Source organism: Streptomyces sp. NPDC039430 (genome assembly GCF_055639435.1).
Genome location: NZ_JBVKAK010000011.1, coordinates 70,986 through 96,991 on the forward strand (window position 1 = coordinate 70,986; position 26,006 = coordinate 96,991).

A 26,006-nucleotide genomic window follows, 5' to 3' on the forward strand; every position below is an offset into this window, starting at 1 on the left:
CGGTCCCCCCTTCCTTTCGGGACCGGGCCGAGGGCTGCCGTACGGCCGTCGTGCGCTGCCGTACGGCCGTCGTGCGCTGCCGTACGGCTCCCCGTACCGGCTCGTCACCGCCGGTCGTGCCCGCTGATGTCGGTGCCACCTGCCACAATGCAGACGGCGGACCACTGAACAGCGGAGCGTGATCGTGACGACGTCCATCGAAGGCAGGATCGCCGGGGAACTCGGCGTACGGGAGCGGCAGGTGAAGGCGGCCGTCGAGTTGCTCGACGGCGGGTCGACCGTGCCGTTCATCGCGCGCTATCGCAAAGAAGCGACCGAGATGCTCGACGACGCGCAGCTGCGCACGCTTGAGGAGCGGCTGCGGTATCTGCGCGAACTGGAAGAGCGGCGGGGGGCGATCCTGGAGTCCGTACGCGAGCAGGGCAAGCTCGACGACGCCCTGGAGGCGCGGATCCGGGCGGCCGACACCAAGGCGCGGCTGGAGGACATCTACCTGCCGTTCAAGCCCAAGCGGCGTACGAAGGCGCAGATCGCCCGGGAGGCCGGTCTGGAGCCGCTCGCCGAGGGGCTGTTGAGCGATCCCTCGGTGGAACCGCTCGCCGCGGCCACCGCGTTCGTGGACGCGGACAAGGGGGTCGCCGACCCGGCGGCCGCGCTGGACGGCGCCCGTTCCATCCTCACGGAGCGGTTCTCCGAGGACGCCGATCTCATCGGTGAGCTGCGTGAACGGATGTGGACCCGGGGCCGGCTCGTGGCGAAGGTGCGGGACGGCAAGGAGGAGGCCGGCGCCAAGTTCGCCGACTACTTCGACTTCGCCGAGGGCTTCTCCCAGCTGCCCTCGCACCGCGTGCTCGCGATGCTCCGTGGTGAGAAGGAGGATGTCCTCGATCTCGTCCTGGAGCCCGAGGAGCCGTCGGAGCAGCCGGGCCCGAGCATGTACGAGAACATGGTCGCGCGCCGCTTCGGCGTCGCCGACCGCGGCCGTCCCGCCGACAAGTGGCTCGCCGACACGGTGCGCTGGGCGTGGCGCACCCGCATCCTGGTGCATCTGGGGATCGACCTCCGGCTCCGGCTGCGGACCGCCGCCGAGGACGAGGCGGTACGGGTGTTCGCCGCCAACCTCCGTGATCTGCTGCTGGCGGCCCCGGCCGGCACCCGCGCCACGCTCGGGCTCGACCCCGGGTTCCGTACGGGCGTGAAGGTGGCCGTGGTCGACGCGACCGGCAAGGTCGTCGCCATCGACACGATCTACCCCCATGTGCCCGCGAACAAGTGGGACGAGTCGCTCGCGAAGCTGGCCCGGCTGGCGAAGGAGCACTCCGTCGATCTGGTCGCCATCGGCAATGGCACGGCGTCCCGGGAGACCGACAAGCTCGCCGGTGAGCTGATCGCCAAGCACCCCGAGCTCAAGCTCACGAAGGTGATGGTCTCGGAGGCGGGCGCCTCCGTGTACTCCGCCTCCGCGTTCGCCTCGCAGGAGCTGCCCGATCTGGATGTGTCGATCCGCGGCGCGGTCTCCATCGCGCGCCGGCTCCAGGACCCGCTGGCCGAGCTGGTGAAGATCGATCCCAAGTCGATCGGTGTCGGCCAGTACCAGCACGATCTGTCCGAGGTGAAGCTGTCCCGCTCGCTGGACGCGGTCGTCGAGGACTGTGTGAACGGGGTCGGCGTCGACGTCAACACCGCTTCCGCGCCGCTGCTCTCGCGCGTGTCGGGCATCGGGGCGGGACTCGCCGAGAACATCGTGGCCCACCGTGACGCGAACGGGCCGTTCCGTTCGCGGCGCGCGCTCAAGGATGTGGCGCGGCTCGGTCCGAAGGCGTACGAGCAGTGCGCGGGCTTCCTCCGTATCCGCGGCGGTGACGACCCGCTGGACGCGTCGAGCGTGCACCCCGAGGCGTATCCGGTGGTGCGGTCGATGGTGAAGAGGACGGGCAGTGAGGTCGCCGCGCTGATCGGGAACGCGTCGGTGCTGCGCACGCTGCGGCCCGACGATTTCGTGAACGAGTCCTTCGGGCTGCCGACCGTCACCGACATCCTGCGCGAGCTGGAGAAGCCGGGGCGGGACCCGAGGCCGGCGTTCAAGACGGCCACGTTCAAGGACGGCGTCGAGAAGCTCGGCGATCTGGCGTCCGGGATGGTGCTGGAGGGGGTCGTGACAAACGTCGCCGCGTTCGGCGCGTTCGTCGACATCGGGGTGCACCAGGACGGACTGGTCCATGTCTCCGCCATGTCCAGGAACTTCGTGAAGGACCCGCGGGAGGTGGTGAAGCCGGGTGATGTCGTCAAGGTGAAGGTGATGGACGTCGACATCCCCCGTAAGCGGATCTCCCTGACGCTGCGGCTGGACGACGAGGCGCAGCCGGCCAAGCAGGACCGGGACCGGGAGCGGTCCGGGGGCGGCGGCGGGCGGCCTCCGCAGCAGCGGCAAGGCGGGCGCGGTGGCCGGGGCGGCGGTGGCGGACGTCAGGCGACGGCCCCGCCGCCGGCGAACAGCGCGATGGCGGACGCCCTGCGACGGGCGGGTCTGACGGATCCGAACGGCGGCGGCAAGCGACGCTGAGGCGCTCCGGGCGCGACGGTGCTGGTGCGCGGGGGTACGGGTTGATGCGGGGGGGGGCGGGGGGCTCCGGGCCAGACAGGAGCCCCGGCCCTCGTGCCTCCCGCGCCGCTCTCGGATCCCTTGCGCCGCCCTCAGATCTCGGTGACCTTGCCGTCCGCCACATCGAGACGGCGGGTCGTATGGACCGCGTTCAGCATCCTGCGGTCATGGGTGACCAGCAGCAGCGTCCCGTCATAGGAGTCGAGCGCCGACTCCAGCTGTTCGATGGCCGGCAGGTCGAGATGGTTGGTCGGCTCGTCCAGGACCAGGAGGTTGACGCCCCGGCCCTGGAGGAGCGCGAGCGCGGAACGGGTGCGTTCGCCCGGCGAGAGCGTGGTCGCGGGGCGCAGGAGATGGCCGGACTTGAGGCCGAACTTCGCGAGCAGCGTGCGGATGTCGGCCGGTTCTGTGGCGGGGACCGCCGTACGGAAGGCGTCCAGCAGGGTCTCGGGGCCGTGGAAGAGGGCGCGTGCCTGGTCCACCTCACCGACGACCACGCCCGAGCCGAGGGTGGCATGTCCCGCGTCCAGGGGAAGGCGGCCCAGCAGGGCGGCCAGGAGCGTGGACTTGCCGCTTCCGTTGGCCCCGGTGATGGCGACCCGGTCGGCCCGGTCGATCTGGAGCGTCACCGGCCCGAAATGGAAGTCGCCGCGCGCCACTTCGGCCGCGCGAAGCGTCGCCACCACGGCCCCCGACCGGTCCGCCGCGGCGATCTCCATCCGCAGTTCCCACTCCTTGCGGGGCTCCTCGACCACATCGAGGCGTTCGATCAGCCGCTGTGTCTGGCGCGCCTTGGCCGCCTGCTGCTCGCTGGATTCGGTACGGAACTTCCGGCCGATCTTGTCGTTGTCGCTCGCTTTGCGCCGGGCGTTCCTGACGCCCTTCTCCATCCAGGCGCGCTGGGTGTGGGCCCGCGCCTCCAAGGCGGACCTCCTGTCCGCGTACTCCTCGAACTCCTCACGGGCATGGCGCCGTGCGGTCTCGCGCTCCTCCAGATACGCCTCGTAGCCACCCCCGAAGAGTGTGATCTTCTGCTGGGCGAGGTCGAGTTCGAGCACCTTGGTCACCGTCCGTACCAGGAACTCGCGGTCATGGCTGACGACGACGGTGCCGGCGCGCAGCCCCGAGACGAAGCTCTCCAGACGGTCGAGGCCGTCGAGATCGAGGTCGTTGGTCGGCTCGTCGAGCAGGAAGACGTCGTACCGCGAGAGCAGCAGGGAGGCCAGGCCCGCGCGGGCGGCCTGGCCGCCGGAGAGGGTGGTCATGGGCTGGTCGAGGCCGACGGTCAGGCCGAGTGAGGCGGCGACCTCCTCCGCCCGTTCGTCGAGGTCGGCGCCGCCGAGGGCGAGCCAGCGCTCCAGGCCGGCCGCGTAGGCGTCATCGGCGCCCGGCGCGCCGTCGACCAGCGCCTGCGTCGCCTCGTCCAGGGCGGTCTGCGCCGCGGTGACGCCGGTACGGCGGCCCAGGAAGGCCCGTACGGTCTCCCCAGGGCGCCGCTCGGGCTCCTGGGGGAGGTGGCCGACGGCGGCGGTGGGCGGGGACAGCCTCAGCTGTCCTTCCTCGGGGGTGTCCATCCCGGCGAGCAGCCGGAGGAGAGTGGACTTCCCGGCGCCGTTGGCACCCACGAGTCCGATCACATCGCCGGGCGCGACGACCAGATCGAGCCCGGAGAAGAGTGAGCGGTCGCCGTGTCCCGCGGCGAGGTCCTTGGCTACGAGCGTGGCAGTCATCAGACCGGTGATTCTAGGCCCTGATCCACCACCCGGCGCCGTCCGCCCGGAGGGCGGGGCTCGCGGCATCGGGTGCGTGCGCGCCGGCAACGCGGCGCGTGTGCGGGCCGGGTGTCGCGGGCCGGGTGTCGCGGGCCGGGTGTCGCGGGCGGGGGGAGACCGCGCGGACACGCCCTGGCGGGGCGGATTCCGGTACGGTCCGGGCATGAGCGGCACTGACACTGAAGTGATCGTGGTGGGCGGCGGAGTCATAGGTCTGACGACGGCGGTGGTCCTCGCGGAAGGCGGCCACCGCGTCGCGCTGTGGACCCGCGATCCAGTGGCGCGGACCACCTCGGCGGTGGCGGGAGCGCTGGTCTGGCCCTATCGCATCGAGCCCGCGCGCCAGGTCGGCGCCTGGCTGGAGGAGTCGCTGCGCCACTACGTACAGCTCGCGCGGACCCCGGACAGGACCGGGGTGCGTATCGTCGCGGGGCTGATGACGGACACCCCGCTGGCGGGACTGGGCAGTTGGGCCTCCCGGGTGCCCGAGCTGCGCGAGGCCCGTACGGACGAGCTGCCCGGCGGTGTGGCCCAGGGGCTGCGGGCCGCGGTCCCGCTGATCGACATGCCGGTGTATCTGCGCTATCTGAAGACGCGGCTGCGTACGGCGGGCGGCACCGTCGAGCGGCGGTCGGTCACGGGCTTCGCCGAGCCGGCGGCCGAGTCGTCCGCCGTGATCGACTGCACCGGGCTCGGTGCCAGGGAGCTGGCGGGGGACGCCTCGCTGTATCCGGTGCGCGGTCAGGTGGTGATCGTGGAGAACCCGGGGATCGACGAGTGGTTCGTGGCGGCCGGCGCGGGCTCCTCCGCGATGACGTATCTGATGCCTCAGCCGTACGGGGTCCTGCTCGGCGGCACGGCGAGCGATCACTCCTGGGATCTGAGTCCCGACCCGGCCGAGGCCGAGGCGATCGTGGCGCGCTGCGCCCGGATCCGGCCCGAACTGGCCGGGGCGCGGGTGCTGGAGCACCGGGTGGGGCTGCGGCCCGCCCGCCCCCGCGTCCGGCTGGAGGCCGAGCGACTGCCCGGGGGCGGGCGCGTGGTGCACAACTACGGGCACGGCGGCGCGGGAGTCACCGTGGCCTGGGGCTGCGCGGTGGCCGCCGCCGGGCTGGCGGTGGCCACCGCGTAGAGCGAGCCGGACGAACCGGAACGAGCGGTCAGCAGGCGGCGGGGGTCGCGGCCGTCAGGTGGTATTCCGCCCGCTCGTCGAGGAGCAGCGGCACCAGATTCCGCTGCGACTGGCGGAGCGGTACGAACGCGCCCTTGCCGAGCGGTACGGACACCACACCGTGCAGGGCGAGTTCGTCCTTGACGTCCGCGTACTGGGCCGCGTCGAGGCGGTAGCCGCACGGCGGGTCCTGGAGGATCTTCTCGGGGGCCGCGGGTTCGTTGTCGGCGCCGCCGAGATAGACCGGGCCGCGGTCCTTGAGCCCGGCGAGCCTGGCGGTGGCCGTGGCGGTCACGATCCGTGCCCTTCGCTCGTCGGTGAAGGTGAACAGGCCCTTCAGCGAGTCGAGTTGGCTGGTCACGCGGCGGCGGTTGTTGAGTGCCTCGTCGGCCTTCTCGGCGTCGGTGAGGGGATCGACCCGGCTCTCGATCAGCAGGCCGATCGCGTGCTTGACCCCCGAGGCGTTGCGCAGGATGCGTTCCTGGCCGTCGCCGGCGGTCTGCCTGATGGGGTCGCCGGTCGCCGGGTCGGTCCAGATGCCGTAGGTGCCGATGGAGTGGCCGGCCGCGCGCGCGGCTGGGCGTACGTACCGCTCCGACAGCGTCCGCGCCTCGTCGTGCACCCGCGCGTCGGTGTTGAGGTTGCGTGGCCAGAGGTCGAACAGATCCTCGTCGTAGTACGGCGGGGTGGCGCCGTACTCGTGCAGGTCGTAGATGATGTCCGGCTGCCGGTCGCGGATGACGGCGGCCATCGCGCGGCCCTCGGCCGTCTTCAGCGCGATGTGGTCGCGGTTGATGTCGACGCCGTCGGAGTTGCCGCGGGTATCGGCGGCCCTGCCGTCCGGGTTGGCGGTCGGGACGACGAGCACGCTCGTACGGGCCAGGAAGCGCTGCGTGGCGCGGTCCTCGGCGTAGGCGAGGTCGCGGACGGTGGTCAGACACGCCTCACGGCCCGACGGCTCGTCGCCGTGCTGGCTGCACACCAGCAGCACGGTGGCGGGCGCGCGCCGGGCGCCCAGCTCGACGAGCTGGAGCGGCCGGCCCTGCTTGGTGGTGCCGATGGTCGTCAGAGCGGCGCGGTCGCTGCCGCGGTCGACGGCGGACAGGAACCGCTGCTCCTGCGCCTGGCTGGTCCAGTTCGCGCCCGCGCTGGTCTCGAATTCCGTACGCGGCGGGGCATCGGCGCCGTAACCGGAGGCGGACTCACCGGACGTGGCCTGACCGGGGGTGGCCTGGGCGGGGAGCGCCGCGATCGGCAGTACGAGGGCCGCGGCGGTCACCGCCAGGACGAAAGTGCGCAGACGGGGTGTCATCAGGTGCGGTCTCCCGGGATCGGAGGTGTCCGGCGCGGCTCGGCCACGCCGTTCGGACGGGACTCTCGGGGCGCGCTGTGCGGCGGGACGGGGCCGGTCGTGGCGCGGGTGAAGGCCTCGGCGCCGCCGACGAGCGGCAGCTTCGCGGACGTTCGGGCGAGATCGAGGGTGAGGGTCGGGGTGGTGGACGGCGGGTCGATCAGGCCCTGGTCCGTGCCGGCGATGATCAGGGCGAGCCGGTGGCCGGCGGGTACGACATGGTCGCTCGCGGCGAGCTGGACGGTGAGGGTGTACGGCTTGCCGGGGGTGAGCGGACGGCCGTGGCCGGCCGAGGCGTAGGTGCCGAGATCGGCCCAGCCCCGGCTGAAGACGGTGTGGTCGACGTCCGCCGTCCTGGCCTCGGTCTCCCGGTAGCAGGAGCTGTCGGCGGTGGTGCTCGGGCCCCAGCAGGTGCGTGCGGAGAGGGTGGTGATGCCCTCGCCCGCGTGCCCGTAGTCACGGATGGTGTCGGGGCCGAGGTCGACGAGGACCGCGGAGAGATGGGCGGTCGAGGTGGACGGGGTGGCGGTGACGGTCACCGTGGAGGAGCCGGAGAGCCGCAGATCGCGGCTGAGCGGCCGGGTGACGAAGCCGGACTTGGCGGAGGTGGACCGGTCGATGTCCGCGGCCCAGTCGGACTCGCTCAGGCGCGGATCGTCCGTGAAGGTCTCGGTCGTGCCGGGCCGGGCGGGGGTACGGCCGAGCGTGCCGACGCCGGGGACCTCGCCCGTGGCGGGCCGCACGGTGGTGGCGTCGGTGGCGCGCGGCGGCCACACCGTGTCGGTGGTCCAGCGGTCGGGGGCGCGCTCGATGTCCGCCATGGGCTCGCGGTCGACGCCGTTGTCGTAACCGAGCAGATAGTGGTCGAACCAGCGGTGCAGGGTGTCGACCCATGCGGTACGGCGGAAGTCGAACGGGTCGACATGGCCGGTCTGGGAGAGCCAGATCTTGCGCTCGACGCCCGCGTCGGCGAGCGCGTCCCACCACTGGCCGAGGTGCTTGGTGCGGACGTTGAGGTCCTGCATGCCGTGTACGGCGAAGACGCTGGCCCTGACTTTGCCGGCGTTCCGTACGTAGTCGCGCTCGCTCCACAGCCGGGTCCAGTCACCGGTGCGCGGCGCCTCGTCGGTCAGCCGCTGCTGAACGGCCTGGCAGCGGTCGCGGGCCTCGGGGCTCTCCACATAGTCGGAGAGCCATTCGGGCCCCGAGTCGTAGAGGGGGGCGCCCTGGGCGAAGTAGTAGTCGTACCAGGAGCTGATCGCGGCGATCGGGACGATGGTCCTGAGCCCCTTGACTCCGGTGGCGGCGACGCCGTTGGCGATGGTGCCGTCGTAGCTCTTGCCGATCATGCCGGTGGCGCCGGTGGTCCAGGAGGCCCGGACGGGGTCGCTGCCGGTACGGCTGCCGTACGCGCGGGCGCGGCCGTTCAGCCAGTCGACGACGGCCTTGGCTGACAGGACGTCGGAGCGGCCGCCGACGTCGGCGCAGCCGTCGGAGCGGTTGGTGCCGGTCAGGTCGACGGCGACGAAGGCGTAGCCGCGCGGCACGAAGTAGTTGTCGTAGTGCAGCGGGAAGCCGGCGGGGTCGCCGTTCGCGTCGTACGTCTTCTTCTGGCTCTCGTTGCCGCGTCCGCAGCAGGAGTAGTACGGGGAGGCGTCCATGATCACGGGAATCTTCCGGCCCGACCGCGCGGCCTCGCGGGGCCGTACGACATCGACGGCGACGCGGTCGGTGCTGCCGTTCGCGTCCCCGTCGATCCCGGTGTCCACCCAGACGGACTCCCGGATGGCGTTCTCGTAGGAGTAGACGGGCTCGCTCCGGCGGGGCGGCCCGGCCGTCGCCGTCGGCAGCGAGCTCTGTGCGTCCTGAACCGTCCGTGTTTCCTGAGCCGCTGGTGCGCCTTGCGTTGCTCGTGCTCCCTGTGCCGCTTGTGCTCCTTGCGCTCCTGTCGGGGTGAGCAAGACCCCCAGCAGCGCCGCGGAGCCTGCCGCGACCAGCGTTCTGCGTGACCAGCGGGCGCCCCGCGCACGGATCTCCATGGGGCGGAAGGTACCCCCGTCAACTCGCGTGCAAAAGAGGGCAGTCGCTGGCGGCGGCCCTCCCGCGCCGCCGCCGAGCTGCTCCGCCGCCGCGCCGCGCCGCCCTTCCCGGGTGGCGCGGCGCGCCGCTTCCCCCTGCTGGGGCGGCATGGAAGCGCTCTCAGGAATTCGCCGGGAGCGGCTAGGCTGGAAGTCGTCCTGTCCGTTGTACGACGAGGAGCGCACGTCTTGACCGAGCCGTTCCCTGGGGCCCGCCCCACTCTGGAAGCCGTCGCGGCGCTGGCCGGTGTCTCCCGGGCCACGGCCTCCCGGGTCGTCAACGGCGGGGCGGGGGTGCGACAGCCGCTGGTCGAGAAGGTGCGACGAGCGGTCGAGGAGCTGGGCTACGTACCGAACCACGCGGCCCGCACGCTGGTCACCCGGCGTACCGGCGCCGTCGCCGTGATCATCGCCGAGCCGGAGATCCGGATCTTCTCCGACCCGTTCTTCTCGCAGCAGATCCGCGGTATCAGCAAGGAACTGACCGCGCACGACTACCAGTTGGTGCTGCTGCTGCTCGAAGGCCCCGGTGACTACGACCGCATCGCCCGCTATCTGGCAGGCGGCCATGTCGACGGCGCGCTCGCCTTCTCCCTGCACACCGACGACCCGATCCCGGAGATCACCCGGCGGGCCGGGATGCCGACGGTCTACGGTGGCCGGCCGGGCTGGACGAAGGCGCCGGACCACCGGGCCGTGCCGTATGTGGACGCCGACAACCGCGGTGGCGCCCGGGAGGCCGTGCGGTATCTGCGGGACCTCGGGCGGCGGCGGATCGCGCATATCGCGGGGCCGCGCGACCAGACCTCGGCCACCGACCGGCTGGACGGCTACCGCGATGTGCTGCTGGACGAGGATCCCGCGCTGATCGCCGAGGGGGCGTTCACCGAGGAGAGCGGGGCGCGGGCGATGGTCACGCTGCTGGAGCGGTGTCCCGGTCTGGACGCGGTGTTCGCCGCCAACGATCTGATGGCCTCGGGCGCGCTGCGGGTGCTCAAGGAGCGCGGGATCGCGGTGCCGGACGAGGTGGCGCTGGTGGGGTTCGACGACATGGACTCGGTCGCCGGGGTCACCGACCCGCCGCTGACCACCGTCCAGCAGGACATCGAGGGGCAGGGCCGGCTGATGGCGCGGCTGCTGCTGCGCGGGCTCGACCGTGAGCGCGAGGGCGAGGAGGCCCCGGCGTCGGTGATCACCCCGACCACGCTGGTACGGCGGGCCTCGGCCTGAGCCGGGCCCGCCGTCCCGCGTCCGCCCGCGCGCTACCGGGCGGTCCGGCGACCTGGGCCTGTCCGGCCGGTCTTCGCGGGCCCGCGACGCCTGGCATCGCGGGCTGATCCACGAGGATCGACCGGACAGCACCTACTTCGTCGCTGTCGAGCGGGCCGGTACGTCGAGCGTCGTACCGTCCGAGAAGGTGACGGTCCGCGCCGTCGACTCGAAGTTGTGCGCCGCGTAGGTGCGTACGCCGCCCTTGCTGAAGACGGCCGACGACGGGACGGACCCGGTCACCGTCGCGTCGGGGGCGCCGAGCGCGTCGAGCGTGGCGATCCAGTGGTAGGTGTGCGCCTTGGACTCACCCGCCTCGGGGGTGTATCCCGCGTTGCCCGCGTCCCACTTGGCCTTGGCGCCCGCCGGATCGGCGAGGGCCTCGAACTCCCAGAGGATGTCGCGCCATTCGACGGCCGGACCGCCGTTCTCCCGTACCAGCTCGGCGAGATTGCGCCGGATCGCCGCCTTCTCCCGGCCCAGGTGCAGTGAACCGCCGGTCACGGGCAGGACGTTGATGCCGTGGATCTCCTCGGGGTTGGCGGTCCACCAGGTGGAGTACGCGGCGCCGCTGCCCCACACCATGCCGGCCGTGTCATGGCCGAAGGAGGACGGGAAGACCTCCTCGTCGGCGTCGAACCAGTACTGGGCGATCGCCTCGGACTCGGTGGCCAGCAAGTAGCTTCCCAGATCGCGCAGTCCGGCGTCGCCGGTCGCGGAGCCCCACAGGACGAGCGCGGCGCTGAGGTTGGTGGACTCCGACGACGACTCCTGGTTGTTGCCCGCGGCGAACCCCTGGTGCCCGGAGGCCCAGCTGTGGCCCGCGTACACGTCGAAGCCGCGCAGGAAGGGGAAGGCGGTGTCGGTGCGGCTGGGGTTGGCGGCGTCACGGATCAGCGTCTTCACCATGCCGCCCCAGGCGGAGTCGGCGGCCCACCCCTGGTCGTACTGGGCGACGATCGCCGCCGCGTACACGTAGTAGCTGTAGTGGAAGTGGTGGTCGTTGAGTTCCGTGTCACTGCCGTAGGACGCCGGGTAGCCGATCAGCGTCTTCCAGTCCTTGTCGTACGAGAACTCACTCGCGCCGCCCGCAGTGAACCACTCCTGCAGCCGGCCCTTGAGCAGTCCGAGGAGCTTGTCGCGGGTCGCGCTCTCACCGATCTGGTCGGCCATGGGCACCAGTTGGGCGAGTTTGCCCAGTGCCTTTCCGGTCCAGTACGTGTCGGTGGCGCCCGAGAACGGATCGGCCGCGCCCGCCACCTCGTCCAGATAGCCCTTGAGCCGCGCCTGGTCGACGGCGCTCGACCTGGGCAGCGCGGGCAGCACCCCGGAGGACGCCTGGGAGGTGGTGAAGGAGGCGGACTCGCGGACCTTCATCGTGCCGCGCGGTGAGACATAGGTGTACGGGGTCAGCGCGTCGGTGGTGTTCAGCCACTGGTGCCGGTAGAGGGCCTGGAGGGTGCCGGTCTCGGTGCCCTCCTGCGGCTCGGTGGTGAGGCTGTAGGTCGCCTTGACCGTGCCGCCCCCGGTGCTCCAGCTCACCTTCGAGCCGGTGACGAAGCTGTACGCGTACTTCTTGTACGTGGCGAGCGCGTCGGTGGACGGGAGGACCGCCAGCGAGAAGTAGTCGGCGCCGCCCAGCCCGGCCGTCACGGTGGACCCGGAAACGGTCCAGTCGCTGCCGGACGGGGCGAACAGGGCGTAGTGGTGGCCCGCGACGGTGATGCCGAGGACGTTGCCGTCGTCGGCGAAGACAGCGGGCGCGGCGGCGGTGGTGATCCGCGCGTCGCCGCCCGAGCCCTTGGCGTAGACGAAGGGCAGACCGTGGCCGATGGTGGCCCGCAGGGTGCGGGCGCCGTCGGACCAGTACGGTGTCACGGTCCAGTCCGACCAGGCATCGGCCTTGGTGTCGGGCGAGTTGAGCCCGGTCAGGCCGAGAGTGAGATCGGCCTTGTGGGCGTATTCGTACTGGCGGCCCTCGCCGACGATCGCCGGGGTGGTCGGATAGCCGACCTCCAGACCGCCCGCCGTCGCCTGATAGGTGAGGGGGTGGCCGTACATGGGGGTGGAGTACGGGTTGTCGCCGTACCGCTGGAAGGCCAGCGAGGACCACCAGTCGTTGGTGGGCAGCGGCCGGGCGCGTGCGGCCTCGGTCACCTTCGGGGTGACGGGAGTGCCGGTGTTGGTGGTGGGGCCGGATGTGCCGGCGGGCCGGCTGTCCGAGTAACTGCCTGAGCCGACGGGCACGTTGGCGGCCAGCGCCGGGGACGCGGCGGGGCCGAGGCCGATGGCGGCCAGGGCGGTGGCCAGAATCAGCGCCGAGGCGGGTCTGGCGCGGGAGACGGACATGGACGGCACCTCGAAGACATGGGGGGCAAGGGCGTCCGAGAGCGCTCTCAGATGGCAGGAAACGTAAAACTCCTGAAACAGAAGTGTCAATACGTCTGGCACGTACGGCAGTTCACGGTGAGCCTGGAACGGACCGGCAGCCGTTATGTGTTCGAGTCTTGACGAAGGGTGGCAGGCCGGGGCACGCTCCAAGCCATCTCTTGAGAGCGCTCTCAACTGCCTCTCGCGGGTACTCCGTTGTATTCCGAAGCCAAGGGAGGCTTCCCATGCCCAACGCCCGAGCCGCCAGGCGTGCCGCAGTCCGTCTCGGTGCGGTCGTGCTCTCCGGGGCACTGCTCGCCGCGTGCGGATCCGGTTCCTCGGGGGGAACCTCCGACAGCGCGGGGGGCAAGGTCACGCTGACGGTCGACCTCTTCGGATCGTTCGGCTACAAGGAGGCGGGACTCTACGCGGAGTACCAGAAACTCCACCCGGACATCACGATCAAGCAGAGCGACACCGAGGACGAGGCCGACTACTGGAAGTCGCTCCAGACCCGGCTGGCCGGCGGGGGCGGGCTCGGCGACGTCCAGGGCGTCGAGGTGGGCCGGATCGCCTCGGTCACCCAGCAGCAGTCCGACAAGTTCGAAGACTTGAAGCAGTACGGCGCGGACAAGCTGAAGGACCAGTTCGCCGAAGCCAAGTGGTCCGCCGCCACGACGGAGGACGGCCGGATCCTGGGCCTCGGCACGGACGTCGGGCCCGAGGCGATGTGCTACCGCACGGATCTGTTCAAGCAGGCGGGGCTGCCGACGGACCGTGACGAGCTGAGCCGGAAGTGGTCCACCTGGGACGGCTATCTCGCCCTCGGCGAGGAGTACAAGAAGAAGGCGCCCGCGAAGGGTGCCTGGATCGACAGCGTCGGCAGCCTCTTCTCGATCATGATCGGCCAGGAGAAGGAGCGGTACTACGACGCCTCCGGCAAGCTGATCTACGCGAACAACCCGGCCGTGAAGACCGCCTGGGACACCTCGGTGCAGGCGGCGGAGTCCGGGCTGAGCGCCAAGCTCGACCAGTGGTCGCCGCAGTGGAACCAGGCGTTCGCGGCCGGCTCGTTCGCCACCATTCCGTGCCCCGCCTGGATGCTCAGCTACATCAAGGGCCAGGCCGGGGACGCCGGTTCGGGCAAGTGGGACATCGCCAAGCTGCCCGGCGGCGCGGGCAACTGGGGCGGCTCGTATCTCTCCGTCCCGCGCGCCGCCAAGCACAAGAAGGAGGCGTACGAGCTGATCGAGTGGCTGACCGCACCCGAACAGCAGGCCAAGCTCTTCCAGAAGCAGGGGCTCTTCCCGTCCGCCACGGGCGCCATCGAGAAAATCTCGGGCGCCAAGGACCCGTACTTCTCGGACGCGCCGATCGGCCAGATCTTCGGTGACGCGGCCAAGTCCTCCCCCGTGCAGGTCCTCGGGGTCCATGACGCCAATGTCAACCAGCAGATCACCAACGCGCTGAGCGAGGTGGAGCGCAAGGGCACCTCGTCCGACAAGGCGTGGTCCACCGCGAAGAAGGGCGTCGACAACGTCATCGGCTGACGGCCGCCCCGTCGTCGGCTGACCACCGGGTCAGCCGAAGCGGTCGCCGGGGGCGGGTTCCGGGCGGATTCCACATCTCGTCCCCGCCCAGTACCCGCCCCCGGTCCCGTCCTTCCCCCTCGCCCACGCTTCCGAAGGCCGTTCCATGACCCTCACCGCCACCGCGAAGGCCGCGTCACCGCCGCCGCCCGGACCACCCGCCGCCCGGGTGTCCGCCGCGCGCCGCGCCTGGCGCGCTTTCTCGCCGTACGCCTATATCGCCCCGTTCTTCACGCTGTTCGCGGCCTTCGGGCTGTTCCCGCTGATCTACACCGCGTTCGTCTCGCTCTACCGGGTGGAGCTCCAGACGCCCGGCGACATGGAGTGGCGCGGGTTCGGCAACTACACCGCGCTGTTCACCGACGAGTTCTTCTGGACCTCGCTGCGCAACACCTTCACCATCGGGGTGCTGTCGACCGTCCCGCAGCTGGCGATGGCCCTCGGCCTGGCCCATCTGCTCAACTACAAGCTGCGCGGCCGGACGTTCATCCGTACGGCGATCCTGCTGCCGTACGCCACCTCGGTCGCCGCCGCGACCCTGGTCTTCGCCCAGCTCTTCGGCCGTGACTTCGGTCTGATCAACTACGTACTGGGGCTGGTCGGTTTCGACCCGGTCGACTGGCAGACCGGTACGGTCGCCTCGCAGATCGCCGTCTCGTCGATCGTCATCTGGCGCTGGACCGGCTACAACGCGCTGATCTATCTGGCCGGAATGCAGTCCATCCCCAGCGAGCTGTACGAGGCGGCAGAGGTCGACGGGGCCTCGCGCTGGCGGCAGTTCATCCATGTCACGCTGCCGGGGCTGCGCCCCACGATCGTCTTCACCGTCGTCGTCTCGACGATCGGCGCGACCCAGCTGTTCGGTGAGCCGCTGCTCTTCGAGGGGTCCATCTCGGGCGGTATCTCGCACCAGTACCAGACCCTCGGCCTCTATATGTACGAACAGGGCTGGGGCTTCTTCCATCTGGGCCGGGCCGCCGCGATCGCCTGGGTGATGTTCGTCCTGATCCTGCTGCTGGTCGGCGTCAACGCCCTGATCGCCCGCCGCCGTTCCCGTAAGGAGGCCGGCCGATGACCGCGCTCGCCGCACCGCCCACCCCGCCGCCGGGGACCGAGGACCGCCCGCGGCGCTCCGTACGACGCGGCGGCCGGGCCGGGCGCACGATGCACGGGGGCAGGCTCTCGTACGCGATCCTGGCCGTCGCGCTGCTCATCTCGGTGTTCCCGTTCTACTGGACCATCGTCGCCGCCAGCCGCTCCAACGCCGAGCTGGCGAAGGTACCGCCGAGCCTGCTGCCGGGGCCGAACCTCATCCGCAACTTCGAGGCGGTGCTGGCCGAGGCCGATATCGGCAAGGCACTCCTCAACTCCTTCATCGTGTCCGGCTCGATCACCGTGGGCACGGTGCTGTGCTGCACCCTCGCGGGGTTCGCCTTCGCCAAGCTGCGTTTCCGCGGCCGGGGGGCGCTGCTCGCCGTGACCGTGGGCACGATGATGATCCCGCCGCAGCTCGGCGTGATCCCGCTGTTCATGCTGATCGCCGAACTCCAGTGGGTGAACCAGCTCCAGGCCGTCATCCTGCCCGGACTCGTCTCCGCCTTCGGGGTGTTCTTCATGCGGCAGTATCTGGTGCAGTCGCTGCCCGACGAGCTGATCGAGGCCGCCCGGGTGGACGGCGCCTCCACGGCGCGGATCTTCTGGTCGATCGTGGTGCCCATCGCCCGGCCCGGGATGGCCGTGCTCGGGATGCTGACCTTCATGGCCGCCTGGAACGACTTCTTCTGGCCGATCATCGCGCTCTCCTCACAGAATCCGACCGTGCAGGTGGCGCTGCGCCAGCTCGGCGGCGGTTATGTCCACGACCAGTCCGTGATCATGGCGGGCACTCTGCTCGGCACGCTGCCCGTGCTCCTGGTCTTCGGTCTGCTGGGCCGGCAGATCGTCGGCGGCATCATGCAGGGCGCCGTCAAGGGGTGATGCCCCGCCCACCGCGCGTCCCCCCACCCGGCAGGCGCTCCACCGCCGGTCACGCACGCCCGCCGGTCACGCACGCCCGTCCGTCGCACACGCCCGTCCGTCGCGCACCCGCCCCCTGTCGCGCACCCGCCGCCGCGCCGTACGAATCCGCCGCCGCCTCCCCCACCGTTCTGTCTCATCTCACGGGAGTTCCTTCCATATGACCGCTGTCGACGCACGTCCCGAGACCACCGCGGAGCTGCGCTTCCCCCGCGGCTTCCGCTGGGGGACGGCCACCGCCGCGTACCAGATCGAGGGGGCCGCCGCCGAGGACGGCCGTACCCCGTCCATCTGGGACACCTTCAGCCGCGCTCCCGGCCGGGTCCGCAACGGCGACACCGGCGACATCGCCGCCGACCACTACCACCGGATGGACGAGGACGTCGCGCTGCTGAAGGAGCTGGGGGTCACGGACTACCGCTTCTCGGTGGCCTGGCCGCGCGTCCAGCCGACCGGCCGCGGCCCGGCCGTACAGCGCGGTCTGGACTTCTACCGGCGGCTGGTGGACGCGCTGCTGGCGGCGGGGATCCGGCCGGTCGCGACGCTCTACCACTGGGATCTGCCCCAGGAGCTGGAGGACGCGGGCGGCTGGCCGCAGCGCGACACGGCGCCGCGGTTCGCGGAGTACGCGAGGATCGTCGCCGAGGCGCTCGGCGACCGGGTGGCCACCTGGACCACCCTCAACGAGCCGTGGTGCGCGGCGTTCCTGGGGTACGCCTCCGGTGTCCACGCCCCGGGGCGTACGGACCCGGTCGCCGCGCTGCGCGCCGCCCACCACTTCAATCTCGCCCACGGTCTTGCCACCCGCGCGCTGCGCGACGCGCTGCCGAGGAAGGCCGAGATCTCGCTGACCCTCAATCTGCACGCGGCCCGCCCGCTGACGGACTCGGCGGCCGACCTCGACGCGGTGCGCAGGATCGATGCCGTCGGGAACCGGATCTTCCTCGATCCGGTGTTCCACGGGCGGCTGCCCGCCGATCTGGTCGAGGACACGGCCTCGCTGACGGACTGGTCGTTCGTCCGGGACGGCGATCTCGCGACCGCCGCCACGCCCATCGACTCGCTGGGGATCAACTACTACTCCCCCACGGTCGTCGCGGCCGGCTCCTGCGACACCCCGTCACCGTGGCCCGGCGCGGAGAAGCATGTGCGGTTCGTACCGGCGCCGGGGCCGCGTACCGCGATGGACTGGCCGGTCGACGCGGACGGACTGTACGAACTGCTGACGCGGCTGCGGGACGAGCTGCCGGCCGTCCCGCTGATGGTCACCGAGAACGGCGCGGCGTACGACGACTACGCGGATCCGTCCGGCGCGGTGCACGACCCCGAGCGGGTGGCCTATCTGCGGGCCCATCTCCACGCCGTCCACCGCGCGATCGAGGACGGCGCGAAGGTGCGCGGCTATTTCCTCTGGTCGCTGCTGGACAACTTCGAGTGGGCGTACGGCTACAGCAAGCGGTTCGGCATCGTCCATGTGGACTTCGCGACCCAGCGCCGCACGGTGAAGGACAGCGCGGGCTGGTACGCGGGGGTCATCGGCCGGGGCGGTCTGGACTGAGCCGCGGCCGTACGATCCGGCCCTGACCGATGTCCGCCGGGGCGCCACCTCGGGCACGGCGCCCGGGGTGGCGCGCGCGAGGCGGCGCGTCCGGGGTGGCCGCCCGGGGTGACCGCTGTTTTCACCGCGCTGGTGGTTTCACCGCGCTGGTGGCACAGCAATACTGTTGCACCGAGTCGACCTGTTGGTCTGTCGGCCCACAGCAGCGGAAGGCGAGGCGCGGAGATGGCCACTGGGAGCGAGGAGCCGACGCTCACCGTCGACGAGCTGGCGGCCCGTGCCGGGGTCACCGTACGCACCGTCCGCTTCTACAGCACCCGTGGGCTGCTGCCGCCGCCGGTGATCGGTCCGCGCCGGGTCGGGCATTACGGCCAGGACCATCTGTCCCGGCTGGCCCTGATCGAGGAGCTTCAGCATCTCGGCATGACGCTCGCCGCGATCGAACGGTATCTGGAGCGGCTGCCGGCCGGTCTGAGCGCGCAGGAGCTGGCCATCCACCGGGCGCTGCTGGCCTCCTGGGCGCCCGACTCCACCGAGGACGCGACCCGGGCCGAGCTGGAGCGCCGGGCCGGACGCGCGCTGTCCGAGGAGGACATCGACCGGCTCGCCGCGATGGGCGCCCTGGCGCGCGCCGACGGCCCGGACGGCTACCGGCTCGACCTCGGGCTGCTGCGGCTCGGCGTCGAGCTGCTGGACGTGCCGATCCCGCAGGAGACGATCCTCGCGGCCCGCACGGTCCTGCTGGAGCACACGCGCGAGGCGGCGTACGAGCTGACGCGGCTGTTCCGGGACGAGGTGTGGACTCCATACCGGGACCAGGGGGCCGGCCCCGGGCATGTCGCGGCGATGAAGTCGCTCTCGGCGCATATGCGGCCGCTGGTGATGCAGGCTCTGGTGACGGCGTTCCAGCGGTCGCTGAAGGAGGAGCTGCGGGCCGCGTTCCAGGCGGAGTGACGATCCTCCTCTGCCTCGAACGCGGCCCGCGTCCCTCAGGCGCGGTCGCCGCTCAGGCGTGCTCGCCGCTCAGGCGTGCTCGCCGCTCAGGCGCGGTCGCCGCTCAGGCACGGTCGCCGCTCAGGCACGGTCGCCGCTCAGGCGTGCTCGCCGAATGTCTCGCCCCGCTCCGCCTTCTCGACCAGCAGCGCGGGCGGCTCGAACCGGCCGCCGTACCGCTCCGCCAGCTCCCGGGCGCGCGCCACGAAGCCGGGCAGGCCGCCCTCGTACCCGTTGATGTACTGGAGCACCCCGCCCGTCCAGGCCGGGAAGCCGATGCCCATGATCGAGCCGATATTGGCGTCCGCGACCGAGGTCAGGACGTTCTCCTCCAGACAGCGGACGGAGTCCAGCGCCTCGGAGAAGAGCATCCGTTCCGTCATGTCGAGGAACGGGACCTCCGTGCCGGCCTCACCCTCCGGTGTGCCGAAGTGCTCGCGCAGGCCGGGCCAGAGGCGGGTCCGCCTGCCGTCCTCGCCGTACTCGTAGAAACCCGCGCCCCCGCTGCGTCCCGGCCGGCCGAACTCGTCGACCATGCGGTCGATGACCACGTCCGCCGGGTGCGCGGTCCAGGTGCCTCCGGCCTCCTCGGCCGCGCGCCTCGCCTCGTCCCGGATCTTCCTGGGCAGGGTGAGCGTCAACTCGTCCATCAGGGACAGGACCTTGGCGGGGTAGCCCGCCTGCGCGGCGGCCTGTTCGACCGAGGCGGGCTCGACGCCCTCGCCGACCAGCGCGACCCCCTCGTTGATGAACTGCCCGATCACCCGCGAGGTGAAGAAGCCGCGCGAGTCGTTGACCACGATCGGGGTCTTCCTGATCGCGCGTACGAGATCGAACGCGCGGGCCAGTGCCTCGTCCCCGGTCCGCTCCCCCTTGATGATCTCCACGAGCGGCATCTTGTCGACCGGTGAGAAGAAGTGCAGCCCGATGAAGTCGGCGGGCCGGGAGACGCCCTCGGCGAGCACCGTGATGGGCAGGGTGGAGGTGTTGGAGCAGAGCAGCGCGTCGGGCTCGACGATCTCCTGGATCTCCTGGAACACCTTGTGCTTGAGCGCGGTGTCCTCGAAGACCGCCTCGATCACCGTGTCGCATCCGGCGAGGTCGGCGGGGTCGGCGGTCGGGGTGATCCGGGCGAGCAGCGCGTCCCGCTCGGCCTCGGTCGTACGGCCCCGGGAGAGCGCCTTGGCGAGCAGTTTCGCGGAGTACGCCTTCCCCTTGGCCGCGGCCTCCTCCGAGACGTCCTTCAGTACGACGTCGAATCCGGCGCGCGCGCAGGAGTACGCGATGCCCGCGCCCATCATCCCGGCGCCGAGGACCGCGACCTTGCGGATCTCGCGCGGTGCGACGCCCTGGGGGCGGCCCGCGCCCGAGTTGACGGCCTGGAGGTCGAAGAAGAACGCCTGGATCATGTTCTTGGCGGTCTGGCCGGTGACCAGTTCGGTGAAGTAGCGCGCCTCGATGGTCTGCGCGGTCTCGAAGTCGACCTGGGAACCCTCGACGGCCGCGGCGAGGATATTGCGCGGCGCCGGGTACGGGGCGCCCGCCGTCTGCTTCTTCAGGTTGGCGGGGAACGCGGGCAGATTGGCGGCGAAGCGGGGGCTGGAGGGCGTACCGCCGGGGATCTTGTAGCCCTTGACGTCCCACGGCTGGGACGACTCGGGGTGGGCGTCGATGAAGGCGCGGGCGCGCGCGAGCATGTCGTCCGCGCTGGTGGCGACCTCATCGACCAGCCCGTTCTCCAAGGCGCGCGCCGGGGAGTACTGGGTGCCCTGGAGCAGCACCTTGAGCAGCGCGTCCGCGACGCCCATCAGCCGTACGGTACGGGTGACCCCGCCGCCCGCCGGCAGCAGCCCGAGCGTCACCTCGGGCAGCCCGATCTTGGAGCCGGGCGCGTCCAGGGCGATCCGGTGGTGGCAGGCGAGGGCGATCTCGTAACCGCCGCCCAGGGCCGCGCCGTTGAGGGCGGCGACGACGGGCTTGCCGAGGGTCTCGATACGGCGCAGGGCACGTTTCATGGCCATGCTGCTCTCGAAGATCCCCGCGGCGTCGGCCGGGCCGAGCTTGATCATGTCCTTGAGGTCGCCGCCCGCGAAGAAGGTCTTCTTCGCGGAGGTGACGATGATGCCGCGGATGCTGTCCTTCTCGGCCTCCACACGGTCGGCGATCGCCGCGATGGACTGCCGGAACGCCTGATTCATGGTGTTGGCGGACTGGACGGGGTCGTCGAGGACGAGGGTGACGACACCGGTCCCGTCCTGCTCCCAGCGAATCGCCGGGGAGGCCGGGGTGGTGGACTCGCTCATGCTGCTGCTCCGTATCGGGGAATCCGGGCGGGGGGCCAGAAAGGGCGGGGGTCCGGGAGGGCCGGGGTTCAGGGGGCCAGGGCGGGGATCCGGGAGGGACGGGTGGGTCCAGGAGAGGCCCGGGGGTCAGGAGAGGCGGGAGTGCGGGCCGTCAGAGACGTTCCACGACGGTGGCGACGCCCATGCCGCCGCCGACGCAGAGCGTGACGAGGCCGAACCGCTTGTCCTGACGCTCCAGTTCGTCGACGAGCGTGCCGAGGATCATCGCGCCGGTGGCTCCCAGCGGATGGCCGAGCGCGATGGCGCCGCCGTTGACATTGACCTTGTCGAGCGGGAGGCCCATCTCCCCGGCGAAGCGCAGTACGACCGCCGCGAAGGCTTCGTTGATCTCGACGAGATCGATGTCGTCGATGGTCAGTCCGGCCTTGGCGAGTGCCTTGCGGCTGGCGGGGGCGGGGCCGGTGAGCATGATCGTCGGCTCGGAGCCTGAGACGGCCGCGGAGACAATCCGGGCGCGGGGCGTGAGTCCGTAGCGCTCGCCGGTCTCCCGGGAGCCGATGGCGACCAGGGCCGCGCCGTCCACGATGCCGGACGAGTTGCCCGCGTGGTGGACGTGGTCGATCTTCTCGACCCAGTGGTACTTCTGGAGGACGACGGCGTCGAAGCCGCCCCGGTCGCCGATCCCGGCGAACGAGGGCTTCAGCGCGGCGAGCGAGTCGGCGGTGGTGCCGGGGCGCATGTGCTCGTCGCGGTCGAGGACGGTGAGCCCGTTGCGGTCAAGGACCGGCACGACCGAGCGGTCGAAACGGCCCTCCTTCCACGCGATGGCCGCCCGTTCCTGGGACAGCGCGGCGAACTCGTCGACATCGCGCCTGCTGAAGCCGCCGAGGGTGGCGATCAGGTCGGCGCCGATGCCCTGCGGGGCGAAGCCCGTCGCGAAGCTGGTCATCGGGTCCATGGCCCAGGCGCCGCCGTCGGAGCCCATCGGCACGCGCGACATCGACTCGACGCCGCCCGCGAGGATCAGATCCTCCCAGCCGGAGCGGATCTTGGCGGCGGCCAGGTTGACGGCCTCCAGACCGGAGGCGCAGAAGCGGTTCTCCTGCACGCCGGCGACGGAGTCGGGCAGTCCGGCGGCGATGGCCGCGATCCGGGCGATGTCCGAGCCCTGGTCGCCGAGCGGGCTCACGACACCGAGCACGATGTCATCGATCGCCGCCGGGTCGAGTCCGGGGAGGCGGCGGCGCAGCTCATGGATCAGTCCGACGACGAGATCGATCGGCTTCGTGCCGTGCAGGGCGCCATTGGCCTTGCCGCGGCCGCGCGGGGTGCGGATCGCGTCGTAGACGAACGCTTCGGTACTCACGGCGACTGCCTTTCAGGATGAGGAGGAGAGCCGGGGAAAGGGGGGAACGGAACGATGCGGAGGTGCCGGTGTGCGGAGAACGGCCCGGCGGCGAGGATCCGGCGGTTCACCTCAGCTGCCCTCCTTGTCCCCCGTGGCGTTGTCACCCGTGGCGCGTACGGGCAGATCCCAGTCGCGCGCCACCTCGCCGGTGTGGGCGCCGGGCCGCGCGGGCGGGCGGCGCACCGACCCGGGAGTGGCGGAGAACCGCGGCGCGGGGGCGGGCTGGGTGAGTCCCGCGTGGTCGGTGAAGGTGCCGCGGGCCGCCAGCTGGGGGTGGGACGGGGCCTCGCGCAGGGAGAGCACCGGCGCGACACAGGCGTCCGAGCCCTCGAAGACCGCCGTCCACTCCTGACGCGTCTTCGTTCTGAACCGGGCGGCGACCGCCTCGCGCAGCTCGTCCCAGCGCCCGAAGTCCTTGCGCGGCGGCAGCTCTTCGGCGATGCCGAGCAGCTCCACGAACTCGTTGTAGAAGCGCTGTTCCAGCGCGCCGACCGCCATGTACTCGCCGTCGGCGGTCTCGTACGAACCGTAGAACGGACTGCCGCCGTCGAGCAGATTGGCGCCTCGCCGGTCCTGCCAGCCGCCCGCGCCCATCATGGCGTGGATCATGGTGGTGAGATGGGCGGTGCCGTCCACGATCGCCGCGTCCACCACCTGTCCGGCGCCGTCGGGCGTACGCGCGTGCTGGAGCGCCGCGAGGACCCCGATGACCAGATAGAGCGCGCCCCCCGCGTAGTCGCCGAGCAGATTCGCCGGCAGCGCGGGCGGCTCCCCCGCCGTGCCGATCATGGAGAGCGCGCCGGTGACGGCGATGTAGCCGATGTCGTGCCCGGCGCGCCCGGCGAGCGGGCCGTCCTGGCCCCAGCCCGTCATCCGCCCGTACACCAGCCGCGGATTGCGGTGCAGACACTCCTGGGGGCCGACGCCGAGGCGCTCGGCGACACCCGGCCGGTATCCCTCGATGAGTACGTCGGCGCGCTCGGCCAGATCGAGGACGCGGGCCACGCCGTCCTCGGTCTTGAGGTCGATCAGCACGGACCGCTTGTTGCGGTTGGTCAGGTCGTGCGCCGGATCGATGCCGAGGCCCGCACCGCCGGGACGGTCGACCCGTACGACATCGGCGCCGAGATCGGCGAGGGTCATCGCGGCGAACGGGCCGGGGCCGATACCGGCCAGTTCGACCACGCGTACGCCGGTCAGGGGACCGTTTCCTGCGGCTGTCATCCGACTCCCAGCCCTATGTGACACAACTGATGTAACAGCAGTGATGCTAAGAACGTGTTCCACTCCGCACAACCCTCCGGGCAGAGCAAGCGCTTAGTTCACTGTCGAGCCTATGCCGACCCGGACCGGTTCGCGATGAGCGTTCCCACTCACGCCCGTGAGATCTCACGCCAGGGGCAATCATCGCCGGGAGGGCCAACGGATCCCCGGGAGGGCACTAGCCTCGGCCACCGGCAGTGGAGCGGGACCGAACGGCGGAGGAGCCAATGGCCAGGAGGAACGGGACGGAGCGCCCGTACGACATCGTGCTGTTCGGAGCGACGGGCTTCGTGGGGACGCTGACCGCGGAGTATCTCGCGGCCCACGCGCCCGAGAACTGCCGCTGGGCCCTCGCCGGTCGCGATCTCACCCGGCTGGAGCGGCTGCGGGAACGGCTCACCGCGCTCAATCCGGCCTGCGCCGTGCTCCCCGTACTGCGGGCCGACTCGGCGGACCCCGACGCGCTGCGGACCCTCGCCGAGTCCGCCCGGGTCGTCGCCTCGACCGTCGGGCCGTATCTCTGGTACGGCGAGGGGCTCGTCGCGGCGTGCGCGGAGGCGGGGACGGACTACGCCGATCTGTGTGGCGAGGCCGAGTTCCTGGACCGGATGTATCTGCACTACGACGTCCGCGCCCGGGAGACCGGGGCGCGGCTCGTGCACGCCTGCGGCTTCGACGCCGTCCCGAGCGACCTGGGCGCGTACCTCACGGTCCAGCGACTGCCGGAGGACGTACCGCTGCGCGTGGACGCGTTCGTACGCTCCAACGCCCTGTTCTCCGGCGGAACACTCGCCTCCGCGATGACCGCCATGAGCCGCGGCCGACAGCTGCTGCACGCGGCGCGGGAGCGGCGGCTGTACGAACCGAGGCAGGTCGGCCGCCGCGTGCGCGGATCGCTCGGCGCACCGCACTTCAGCCGGGAGACCGGGTACTGGGCACTGCCACTGCCGACGATCGACGCACAGGTGGTGGCGCGCTCGGCGGCGGCGCTGCCGCGCTACGGCCCCGACTTCCGCTACCGGTACTTCGCCGGGGTGAAGACACTGCCGGTGGCGCTGGGCGGCAGCGCGGCGGCGGGAGCGGGCGTCGCCCTGGCCCAACTGCCCCCGGTCCGCAACTGGTTGACGCGGCGCTTCGCCTCGGGCACCGGCCCTGACCCCGAACGCAGGCGGGCGAGCGACTTCTCGCTGCGTCTGGTGGGCACGGGCGGCGGGCGGCGGGTCTTCACCGAGGTCTCGGGCGGCGACCCCGGCTATGACGAGTCGGCGAAGATGCTGGCCGAGTCGGCGCTCTCGCTCGCGCTGGACGAACTGCCCGACACCGCGGGCCAGGTGACCACGGCGGTGGCGATGGGGGACGCGCTGCTGGGGCGGCTGCGGGCGGCGGGGCTGGGGTTCAGGATCGTGGACGCGCGCACGCTGGACGAGTAGGTCCGGCCGGCTGAGCACCGGCCGAGCCCCGGCGGGGCGTCCGGCGATCCCCTTCAGTGGGCCGTCTCGCGCAGCGCGCGGCGGCAGAGCGCGTCGGCCCGCCGGGTGGACTCGGGAAGACGGTAGTCGGGCGACAGCCGCAGCGTGTGGGCGCAGGCGTTGTCGAGGCCGACGCGGTGGCCGACCGAGACGAACACCGGCTTGACGCCCTCCTGCGTGCGCAGCGCCCGGCCGACCTCCTCGCCGTCGTCGGCCAGCAGCGGCGAGGAGTCACCGCGCCGGCCGCCCGGCTGCTCGTACGAGAACGTGAACGGGTTCTTGGCCACGCCGATCACGGGGAGGCCGGTGAGCACCCCGAGATGCGCGGCGAGCCCGAAGCGCCGCGGGTGGGCCAGGCCGTAGCCGTCACAGACGACGAGACCGGGGTCCGAGGTGAGCGCTTCGAGCGCGGCCAGGACGGTGGGGATCTCCCGGAAGGCGAGCAGTCCCGGCACATACGGGAAGGCGACCGTGCCGACGGCGGTGGCCTCCTCGACGACGGCGAGGGTGGCGGCGTCGAGCACGACGGCCGCGGCGGCGACGACATCGCGCTCGTCGTCGTACGCCACGTCCACGCCCGTCACCAGCCCGGTACCGGGCGCCGGCCCCGGCTCGTCCCGTACGACCAGGCCGCGCAGCTCGTCCTGGATGGCGCGGGCCTCGGTCTCGTCCTCGGGTGTTCTGATCATCTTCATGGTGATCACACCCTAGTCAGACAGGCCCCCGGAAGGGGCCGGGTCCTCGTCGGACAGGCGCCCGGACGGGGCTCGATCCTCGTCGGACAGGCGCCCGGA

General features: G+C 71.6%; 17 protein-coding genes. 9 read left to right on the forward strand and 8 right to left on the reverse strand.

Annotation, left to right across the window (positions count from 1 at the left end):
• Positions 1 to 184 precede the first annotated feature (184 nt).
• Positions 185 to 2,563: a Tex family protein gene (locus ACZ7LS_RS26025; protein WP_385134653.1), complete on the forward strand. Its 2,379-nt coding sequence runs from the start codon at positions 185 to 187 to the stop codon at positions 2,561 to 2,563.
• A gap of 131 nt (positions 2,564 to 2,694) precedes the next feature.
• Here the strand turns inward: ACZ7LS_RS26025 and ACZ7LS_RS26030 are convergent, their stop codons facing one another.
• The gene (locus tag ACZ7LS_RS26030) at positions 2,695 to 4,332 is read right to left on the reverse strand and encodes an ABC-F family ATP-binding cassette domain-containing protein (protein WP_385134651.1); all 1,638 of its coding nucleotides are present in this window, start codon (positions 4,330 to 4,332) and stop codon (positions 2,695 to 2,697) included.
• 205 nt (positions 4,333 to 4,537) lie between these two features.
• Here ACZ7LS_RS26030 and ACZ7LS_RS26035 point away from each other — a divergent pair, with 205 nt between their 5' ends.
• Complete coding sequence (locus ACZ7LS_RS26035; RefSeq protein ID WP_382527726.1) at positions 4,538 to 5,506, forward strand: FAD-dependent oxidoreductase; 969 nt, start codon at positions 4,538 to 4,540, stop codon at positions 5,504 to 5,506.
• A gap of 28 nt (positions 5,507 to 5,534) precedes the next feature.
• Here ACZ7LS_RS26035 and ACZ7LS_RS26040 read toward each other — a convergent pair whose 3' ends face one another.
• Both ACZ7LS_RS26040 and ACZ7LS_RS26045 read right to left on the reverse strand, forming a co-directional pair.
• A complete protein-coding gene (locus ACZ7LS_RS26040; RefSeq protein WP_385134649.1) occupies positions 5,535 to 6,857 on the reverse strand; it encodes a M14 family metallopeptidase in 1,323 nt (440 codons plus the stop codon).
• The gene (locus tag ACZ7LS_RS26045; protein WP_385134647.1) at positions 6,857 to 8,935 is read right to left on the reverse strand and encodes a Xaa-Pro dipeptidyl-peptidase; all 2,079 of its coding nucleotides are present in this window, start codon (positions 8,933 to 8,935) and stop codon (positions 6,857 to 6,859) included. Before ACZ7LS_RS26045 ends, ACZ7LS_RS26040 begins: the two co-directional genes overlap by 1 nt.
• 228 nt (positions 8,936 to 9,163) lie before the next feature.
• Here ACZ7LS_RS26045 and ACZ7LS_RS26050 point away from each other — a divergent pair, with 228 nt between their 5' ends.
• Entirely contained in the window at positions 9,164 to 10,204 is a 1,041-nt protein-coding gene (locus ACZ7LS_RS26050; protein WP_382670811.1) for a LacI family DNA-binding transcriptional regulator, read from the forward strand.
• 132 nt (positions 10,205 to 10,336) lie between these two features.
• Here ACZ7LS_RS26050 and ACZ7LS_RS26055 read toward each other — a convergent pair whose 3' ends face one another.
• On the reverse strand, positions 10,337 to 12,592 hold the full coding sequence (locus tag ACZ7LS_RS26055) for a glycosyl hydrolase (protein ID WP_385134645.1): 2,256 nt from the start codon (positions 12,590 to 12,592) through the stop codon (positions 10,337 to 10,339).
• Between the two features lie 266 nt (positions 12,593 to 12,858).
• On the opposite strand from ACZ7LS_RS26055, the gene ACZ7LS_RS26060 reads away from it, so the two are divergent.
• The 5 genes from ACZ7LS_RS26060 (at position 12,859) to ACZ7LS_RS26080 (ending at position 18,730) form a co-directional block, all read left to right on the forward strand.
• The gene (locus ACZ7LS_RS26060; protein ID WP_382527739.1) at positions 12,859 to 14,163 is read left to right on the forward strand and encodes an ABC transporter substrate-binding protein; all 1,305 of its coding nucleotides are present in this window, start codon (positions 12,859 to 12,861) and stop codon (positions 14,161 to 14,163) included.
• Positions 14,164 to 14,308: 145 nt separating this feature from the next.
• Positions 14,309 to 15,277: a carbohydrate ABC transporter permease gene (locus ACZ7LS_RS26065; RefSeq protein ID WP_382527742.1), complete on the forward strand. Its 969-nt coding sequence runs from the start codon at positions 14,309 to 14,311 to the stop codon at positions 15,275 to 15,277.
• On the forward strand, positions 15,274 to 16,179 hold the full coding sequence (locus ACZ7LS_RS26070; RefSeq protein WP_129772377.1) for a carbohydrate ABC transporter permease: 906 nt from the start codon (positions 15,274 to 15,276) through the stop codon (positions 16,177 to 16,179). The genes ACZ7LS_RS26065 and ACZ7LS_RS26070 overlap by 4 nt, the downstream gene beginning before the upstream one ends.
• A 199-nt stretch (positions 16,180 to 16,378) precedes the next feature.
• A complete protein-coding gene (locus ACZ7LS_RS26075; protein WP_382527745.1) occupies positions 16,379 to 17,776 on the forward strand; it encodes a GH1 family beta-glucosidase in 1,398 nt (465 codons plus the stop codon).
• Positions 17,777 to 18,001: 225 nt separating this feature from the next.
• A complete protein-coding gene (locus ACZ7LS_RS26080; protein ID WP_382970480.1) occupies positions 18,002 to 18,730 on the forward strand; it encodes a MerR family transcriptional regulator in 729 nt (242 codons plus the stop codon).
• 137 nt (positions 18,731 to 18,867) lie between these two features.
• Here ACZ7LS_RS26080 and ACZ7LS_RS26085 read toward each other — a convergent pair whose 3' ends face one another.
• The 3 genes from ACZ7LS_RS26085 to ACZ7LS_RS26095 all read right to left on the reverse strand — a co-directional run bounded on the left by ACZ7LS_RS26085 (position 18,868) and on the right by ACZ7LS_RS26095 (position 23,704).
• Positions 18,868 to 21,072 carry a 3-hydroxyacyl-CoA dehydrogenase NAD-binding domain-containing protein gene (locus ACZ7LS_RS26085; RefSeq protein WP_385341634.1) on the reverse strand — a complete coding sequence of 735 codons (2,205 nt, stop codon included), beginning with the start codon at positions 21,070 to 21,072 and terminating at the stop codon, positions 18,868 to 18,870.
• Between the two features lie 151 nt (positions 21,073 to 21,223).
• Positions 21,224 to 22,438, reverse strand: a complete 1,215-nt coding sequence (locus ACZ7LS_RS26090) for an acetyl-CoA C-acetyltransferase (RefSeq protein WP_382527752.1) — start codon at positions 22,436 to 22,438, stop codon at positions 21,224 to 21,226.
• Between the two features lie 111 nt (positions 22,439 to 22,549).
• A complete protein-coding gene (locus ACZ7LS_RS26095) occupies positions 22,550 to 23,704 on the reverse strand; it encodes a CaiB/BaiF CoA transferase family protein (protein WP_385134638.1) in 1,155 nt (384 codons plus the stop codon).
• 266 nt (positions 23,705 to 23,970) lie between these two features.
• Here ACZ7LS_RS26095 and ACZ7LS_RS26100 point away from each other — a divergent pair, with 266 nt between their 5' ends.
• Positions 23,971 to 25,173, forward strand: coding sequence for a saccharopine dehydrogenase family protein (locus ACZ7LS_RS26100; RefSeq protein WP_382527757.1), 1,203 nt, complete (start codon positions 23,971 to 23,973; stop codon positions 25,171 to 25,173).
• Between the two features lie 53 nt (positions 25,174 to 25,226).
• Here the strand turns inward: ACZ7LS_RS26100 and ACZ7LS_RS26105 are convergent, their stop codons facing one another.
• Positions 25,227 to 25,907 (reverse strand): endonuclease V, encoded by a 681-nt coding sequence (locus ACZ7LS_RS26105; protein ID WP_382527759.1) that lies wholly within the window; start codon positions 25,905 to 25,907, stop codon positions 25,227 to 25,229.
• Positions 25,908 to 26,006 lie beyond the last annotated feature (99 nt).

Bases quoted from the DNA above. Each gene is read 5' to 3' on its own strand.
- ACZ7LS_RS26045 (WP_385134647.1), bottom strand. From the start codon at position 8,935: ATGGAGATCCGTGCGCGGGGCGCCCGCTGGTCACGCAGAACGCTGGTC.
- ACZ7LS_RS26055 (WP_385134645.1), bottom strand. From the start codon at position 12,592: ATGTCCGTCTCCCGCGCCAGACCCGCCTCGGCGCTGATTCTGGCCACC.
- ACZ7LS_RS26070 (WP_129772377.1), top strand. From the start codon at position 15,274: ATGACCGCGCTCGCCGCACCGCCCACCCCGCCGCCGGGGACCGAGGAC.
- ACZ7LS_RS26095 (WP_385134638.1), bottom strand. From the start codon at position 23,704: ATGACAGCCGCAGGAAACGGTCCCCTGACCGGCGTACGCGTGGTCGAA.
- ACZ7LS_RS26085 (WP_385341634.1), bottom strand. From the start codon at position 21,072: ATGAGCGAGTCCACCACCCCGGCCTCCCCGGCGATTCGCTGGGAGCAG.
- ACZ7LS_RS26105 (WP_382527759.1), bottom strand. From the start codon at position 25,907: ATGAAGATGATCAGAACACCCGAGGACGAGACCGAGGCCCGCGCCATC.
- ACZ7LS_RS26060 (WP_382527739.1), top strand. From the start codon at position 12,859: ATGCCCAACGCCCGAGCCGCCAGGCGTGCCGCAGTCCGTCTCGGTGCG.
- ACZ7LS_RS26030 (WP_385134651.1), bottom strand. From the start codon at position 4,332: ATGACTGCCACGCTCGTAGCCAAGGACCTCGCCGCGGGACACGGCGAC.
- ACZ7LS_RS26065 (WP_382527742.1), top strand. From the start codon at position 14,309: ATGACCCTCACCGCCACCGCGAAGGCCGCGTCACCGCCGCCGCCCGGA.
- ACZ7LS_RS26080 (WP_382970480.1), top strand. From the start codon at position 18,002: ATGGCCACTGGGAGCGAGGAGCCGACGCTCACCGTCGACGAGCTGGCG.
- ACZ7LS_RS26075 (WP_382527745.1), top strand. From the start codon at position 16,379: ATGACCGCTGTCGACGCACGTCCCGAGACCACCGCGGAGCTGCGCTTC.
- ACZ7LS_RS26040 (WP_385134649.1), bottom strand. From the start codon at position 6,857: ATGACACCCCGTCTGCGCACTTTCGTCCTGGCGGTGACCGCCGCGGCC.
- ACZ7LS_RS26035 (WP_382527726.1), top strand. From the start codon at position 4,538: ATGAGCGGCACTGACACTGAAGTGATCGTGGTGGGCGGCGGAGTCATA.
- ACZ7LS_RS26100 (WP_382527757.1), top strand. From the start codon at position 23,971: ATGGCCAGGAGGAACGGGACGGAGCGCCCGTACGACATCGTGCTGTTC.